The organism is Rhodoplanes roseus (assembly GCF_003258865.1).
Lineage (GTDB): Bacteria > Pseudomonadota > Alphaproteobacteria > Rhizobiales > Xanthobacteraceae > Rhodoplanes > Rhodoplanes roseus.
Genome location: NZ_NPEX01000336.1, coordinates 1 through 5,726, shown reverse-complemented (window position 1 = coordinate 5,726; position 5,726 = coordinate 1). Strand labels below are relative to the sequence as shown.

The following is a 5,726-nucleotide window of genomic DNA, read 5'->3' as shown; positions in this document are numbered from 1 at the left end:
CAGGTCCGCGAACCCGCAATCCAGCGCGGACCTCGGCATTTTTGGCTGGATTCCGGGTCCGGCGCTGCGCGCCGTCCCGGAATGACCATCTACGCAAAGCCCTCGCGCGGGCTGACGACCCGGTATCCATCGGACTCCGTTGTTTCAGTCGAGAGGGCTGCGGCGTCCTGGGTGCTCCGCCGTCGCGGAGCACGACGGAGGAGAGGCTTCGGCTTTGAACGAGCGACGATGCGCCGAGCCCAGCAATGACGCTGTGTGAGCTGCCGGGCCATCCGAGCTCCCTGCGGCTCTCCCGACCTGTCCCGGGACTCGCCCGCTCACAGCACGGCGAACAGTTTCGCCCAGACCACGAGAGTACCGACCAGCAGGGTCGCGGAGGTCACGGCTCGCATCAGGTCACTGGCGGCGGCGCGCATGATCGTCTCCTTCGAAACAGACGGAAAGGAACAGGACGAGAACATTAGTTCCTTCTATGTTCTGCTGTCAACCACCCGAGACGCTGGGGGCCAGCATAGCCGCGGGACCCTCCGAAAGGTTTAACAAAGGACCAGTTTTGCACGGATGAATTAATCGAACGGCAAGCCGGCAACGCCATCGTATCGGCCGAAACGGGGCAGCCCGCGGGAGCGCTAGGAGGCGCAGATGGACGAGCGCCGGACAGCCATCCGCATGAAGGTGCTGAAGACCGGGCGGATCGCGGTGAGCGAGAAAGCCCCGAAGATCGAATGCGCGGTGCGCAATCTCTCCGGGTCGGGCGCCTGCCTGCAGGTGCATTCCGGCACGTTCGGGATTCCGCGCGAGTTCGAGCTCCTGCTCGACGGCGGTCTGCGCCATCCCTGCAAGGTGGTCTGGCGCACCGAGAGCCGCCTCGGCGTCAGCTTCGCTTGACGGCTAGCCTGCCGGATTCCGCAAGCGTTCCATGAGTTTGACCCGGATCAAACTTGATCGGGATCAACGATGCGTTCGCGGTCCGTTCGGATGCGGCGGGTAGCGAATGGCGAATGGGGGAGCGGCCGGCCACAGCGAACAGTCCACCATTCGCTGCTCGCCACGCGCTGTTCGCCCCCTACTCCAGCTCGATCACCTTGCCGTCCTTCAGCGTGACGCGGCGGTCCATGCGGGCGGCGATGTCGAGATTGTGGGTGGCGATCACGGCGGCGAGCCGCGAGGCGCGCACCAGCTGGGTCAGCGCCCGGAAGACGTGCTCCGAGGTCTTCGGATCGAGATTGCCGGTCGGCTCGTCGGCCAGCAGGAGGCGCGGCGCGTTGGCGACGGCGCGGGCGATGGCGACGCGCTGCTGCTCGCCGCCCGACAGCTCGGCCGGCCGGTGGGTCAGGCGCTCCTTCAGGCCGAGATAGGACAAAAGCTCGGCCGCCCGCTCGTAGGCGCCGCGCTTGGGCATACCGCGGATCATCTGCGGCAGCATGACGTTCTCGATCGCCGTGAACTCGCCGAGCAGATGGTGGGCCTGGTAGATGAAGCCGACGTCGTTGCGGCGGATGCGGGTGCGCTCGGTGTCCGAGAGCCCGGAGGTCGGCACGTCGTCGATGAAGACCTCGCCGGAGTCCTGGTGCTCGAGCAGCCCGGCGACGTGCAGCAGGGTCGACTTGCCGGCGCCGGACGGCGCGATCAGCGCCACCATCTGGCCCGACCACACGGCGAGCTCGGCGCCCTTCAGCACGTCGAGCGTGACGTCGCCCTGGCGGTACTGCCGCTCGATCTGATGGAGGAAGACGACGGGGCTTTCGGTCGCGGCCATGATGTGGGTGCTCGCCTGGCTCACTCGTACCGGAGCGTCTCGACGGGGTCGAGACGGGCGGCGCGCCAGGAGGGATAGAGGGTCGCCAGCAGCGACAGGCCGAGCGCCATCATGACCACCGCGATCGTCTCCGACACGTCCATCTCGGCCGGCAGCCGGGACAGGAAGTAGAGCTCGCGCGGGAACAGGTCGGTCTGGGTCACCCAGGACAGGAACTGGCGGATGGAGTCGATGTTCACGCAGACCAGCGTGCCGAACAGGAAGCCGGTCAGCGTGCCGACCACGCCGATCGAGGCGCCGGTGATCAGGAAGATACGCATGATGGCGCCCTGGCTCGCCCCCATGGTGCGCATGATGGCGATGTCGGACGACTTGTCCTTCACCAGCATGATCAGGCCGGAGACGATGTTGAGCGCCGCCACCAGCACGATCAGCGTGAGGATCAGGAACATGACATTGCGCTCGACCTGCAGGGCGTTGAAGAAGGTCGAGTTCCGCTGCCGCCAGTCGATCATGTAGATGGGCCGCTGGGCCGCGTCGGCGACCAGCTTGCGGTAGCGGTCGATCGAATCCGGATCGTTGGTGTAGACCTCGACCGCGGTGACGTCGTTCGGCCGGTTGAAATAGGCCTGCGCCTCCGGCAGCGGCATGAACACGAAGGCGGCGTCGTATTCCGACATGCCGATCTCGAAGACGGCCACCACCTTGTAGGGTTTTATCCGCGGCGTGGTGCCCATGGGCGTGACGGCGCCGCGCGGCGCGACGAGCGTCAGATTGTCGCCGACCTGCAGCGAGAGCTGGTCGGCGAGGCGCTTGCCGATGGCGATCCCCTGCCCCTGGTCGAAGCCCTCGAGCGTGCCCTTCTTGATGTTCTTGGAGATCGAGGCGAGCTTGTCGAGGTCGGCCGAGCGCATGCCGCGCACCAGCACGCCGTTGGCCGCGAAGGGCGACGAGGCGAGCGCCTGGCCCTCGACGATCGGCGCGGCCAGCCGCACGCCCGGCACGGCGGCGATGCGCTGCGACACCGGATCGAAGTCGGTGAGCGGCGATTCGAGCGGCTGGATCAGCAGATGGCCGTTGAGGCCGAGGATCTTGTCCAACAGCTCGGTGCGGAACCCGTTCATCACCGCCATCACGATGATCAGGGTCGCCACCCCGAGCATGATGCCGAGGAACGAGAACCCGGCGATCACCGAGATGAATCCCTCCTTGCGCCGCGCCCGCAGATAACGGAGCGACAGCATCCATTCGAAGGGCGCGAAAGGCTTGGTCCCGGCGGAGTCGGTCATGGCGATTCTTTCCACGCGGGATTACACCCGATTCTTCCCGATTAGCGAGATCGACGTGCGCGGTCGCGCGCGCTTACGCGCAAGTTTGATCCGCAGGACCGATTTCACCCAAATCAGGCGGATTGAGGCCGAGCGTGGCCGCTTCCCTGCACCCTTCCCTGGAGGGGGAGGGTCGCTCGCCGCAGACGAGCGGGGTGGGGTGAAGTCACACACGCTGCGGCCCGCGGCTTCACCCTACCCCGGTCGCGCGCTGCGCACGCGCCGACCCTCCTCCTCCAGGGGAGGGTTCAGAAAAGCCTCACGCCCGCACGGGCGCCAACCTCTCCAGCACGTCGGCGGGCGAGAGGAGCTCGCGGTCGCCGCCGGCGCGGCGCTTGAGCTCGACCTTGCCCTCCTTGAGCCCCTTGGGCCCGACCAGGATCTGCCAGGGCACCCCGATCAGATCCAGGGTGGCGAACTTGGAGCCGGGCCGCTCGTCGAGGTCGTGATACAGCACCTCGACGCCGCGCGCCTGCAGCGCGGCATAGAGCTCGCCGGCGGCCGCGTCGGTCGCCGCGTCGCCCTGCTTCAGGTTGGCGATGCCGACCCGGAACGGTGCCACCGGCTCCGGCCAGACGATGCCGGCCTCGTCGTGCGACGCCTCGATCAGCGCCGCCACCAGCCGGCTCGGGCCGATGCCGTAGGAGCCCATGTGGACCGGCTTCTCGGAGCCGTCCGGATGCGCCACCACGGCCTTCATGGGGGCCGAGTACTTGGTGCCGAAATAGAAGATGTGGCCGACCTCGATGCCGCGCGCCGACACGCGGTCGGCCTCGGGAATCGCCGCGAAGGCGGCCTCGTCGTGCTTCTCCGAGGTGGCGGCGTAGAGCGACGTCCAACGGTCGACGATCGCCTGCACGCCGGCGACGTCGTCGAAGTCGACCGAGGCGTCCGGCACCGCGACCTCGAGGAAGTCGCGATGACAGAACACCTCGCTCTCGCCGGTCTGCGCCAGGATGATGAACTCGTGGGAGAGATTGCCGCCGATCGGGCCGGTGTCGGCGACCATCGGGATGGCGCGCAGGCCGAGTCGCGCGAAGGTCCGCAGATAGGCGACGAACATCTTGTTGTAGGAGTGCCGGGCGCCCTCCTGGTCGAGGTCGAACGAGTAGGCGTCCTTCATCAGGAACTCGCGCCCGCGCATCAGGCCGAATCGCGGCCGCACCTCGTCGCGGAACTTCCACTGCAGATGATAGAGATTGAGCGGCAGGTCCTTGTAGGAGCGGACATAGGCCCGGAAGATCTCGGTGACCATCTCCTCGTTGGTCGGGCCGTAGAGCATCTCGCGCTCGTGCCGGTCCTTGATGCGCAGCATCTCCTTGCCGTAGTCGTCGTAGCGGCCGCTTTCCTTCCACAGCTCCGCCGACTGGATGGTCGGCATCAGCATCTCGATCGCACCCGAGCGGTCCTGCTCCTCGCGGACGATTCGGCAGACCTTGTTCAGGACGCGCAGCCCGAGCGGCAGGAAGGCGTAGATGCCGGCCCCCTCCTGCCGGATCATGCCGGCGCGGAGCAGAAGCCGGTGCGACACAATATCCGCTTCTTTTGGCGTCTCTCGCAGAATCGGCAGGAAGAAACGGGACAGGCGCATGTCGAAACTCCTCGAGGAATGGTGCAGAGAAACCGGATTAGCGTCGAAAATACAAGGGCGATCGAACAGTTCGAGGGAGCTCGCGCGAGATGCTGGCCGGCCTCGCGGTTTCGTTTACCAAGACACGCATCGCGGATGTTGCAGCGCGAGACAACTGGGATGACAAGCTAGACTCGATTGGCTATGAAACGAAGGTCGCTCCTGGCGTCCGGGAATGAAATTTTGTTGCGCCAGGAGCGTGGTCCAGGTCTGTGGGAGGAAGAGCCAAACGGCGCGCTCGATCGCAGCCGCCCCTAGAACAAGATAACGGGGAAATGGCAAAAAACTCGGCGAAGAAGGCAGGACATCGTTCCTGCTTTTTTTTTGCCTGGAGGGCTGTGGAGACCCTGTCCCCTCGTCCTGGCGAGCGCCGGAGGCGCGTCGCAGAACCTGTCCCCGGGGAGCCTCCGCGACGCCGGGACCGCAGGGTTCGAGACGGCCGCCGAGCCGCCTCCTCACCATGAGGAATTTACGGTGCGCCCGCGGCTCGCCTCTCAAGCCGTCGTTCAGCGCGGGAACAGGCCCCACAGCGTGGCGAATCGCTCCATGTCGAGCGTGCCGGTGGCGATCGCGGCCCAGAAGCCGGCGACCAGGACGGTGGTCACCAGGGTGGTCCAACCCGCCTTGGCGAGCAGCGCCGGCGCGGACGGCGCCCCCGGATCGGTGCCGGGCGAAATCTCGCCGTGCTCGTGCTGCGAGCGGATGCCGAACGGCAGGATCGCGAACAGCACGATCCACCAGGTGACGAAATAGACGGCGGCCAGGGACGTCCAGGGCATGGGGGTGAGTGCCCGCGCATCAGGAGGAATTCGCGTCGTCGTGCCCGGCCACGGGCCGGGCATCGACGTCTTCGCCCGTGCGACTACCAGTCGTGGATGGCCGCGACAAGGCCGATGGTGTCGGGCGCTTCGACACCGCCCTCACCCGGATCTCGCGCTGTCGCGCGAGATCGGATCTCTCCCCGCTGGGGAGCTTTGCGCGATCCGTTATTCCGCGGCGCGCCAAAGGC

The 5,726-nt window shown here is 66.7% G+C and carries 5 protein-coding genes; 1 reads left to right on the top strand and 4 read right to left on the bottom strand.

Features of this window, described 5'->3' with window-relative positions:
* Positions 1 to 642 precede the first annotated feature (642 nt).
* Entirely contained in the window at positions 643 to 888 is a 246-nt protein-coding gene (locus tag CH341_RS27435) for a PilZ domain-containing protein (protein ID WP_111422131.1), read from the top strand.
* Positions 889 to 1,066: 178 nt separating this feature from the next.
* Here CH341_RS27435 and CH341_RS27430 read toward each other — a convergent pair whose 3' ends face one another.
* The 4 genes from CH341_RS27430 to CH341_RS27415 all read right to left on the bottom strand — a co-directional run bounded on the left by CH341_RS27430 (position 1,067) and on the right by CH341_RS27415 (position 5,496).
* Entirely contained in the window at positions 1,067 to 1,759 is a 693-nt protein-coding gene (locus CH341_RS27430) for an ABC transporter ATP-binding protein (RefSeq protein WP_111422132.1), read from the bottom strand.
* A gap of 20 nt (positions 1,760 to 1,779) precedes the next feature.
* Entirely contained in the window at positions 1,780 to 3,048 is a 1,269-nt protein-coding gene (locus tag CH341_RS27425) for a lipoprotein-releasing ABC transporter permease subunit (RefSeq protein WP_111422130.1), read from the bottom strand.
* 298 nt (positions 3,049 to 3,346) lie between these two features.
* Positions 3,347 to 4,678: a proline--tRNA ligase gene (gene proS, locus CH341_RS27420; protein ID WP_111422129.1), complete on the bottom strand. Its 1,332-nt coding sequence runs from the start codon at positions 4,676 to 4,678 to the stop codon at positions 3,347 to 3,349.
* A 545-nt stretch (positions 4,679 to 5,223) separates the two neighbouring features.
* On the bottom strand, positions 5,224 to 5,496 hold the full coding sequence (locus CH341_RS27415) for a DUF1467 family protein (RefSeq protein WP_111422128.1): 273 nt from the start codon (positions 5,494 to 5,496) through the stop codon (positions 5,224 to 5,226).
* Positions 5,497 to 5,726: the final 230 nt, after the last annotated feature.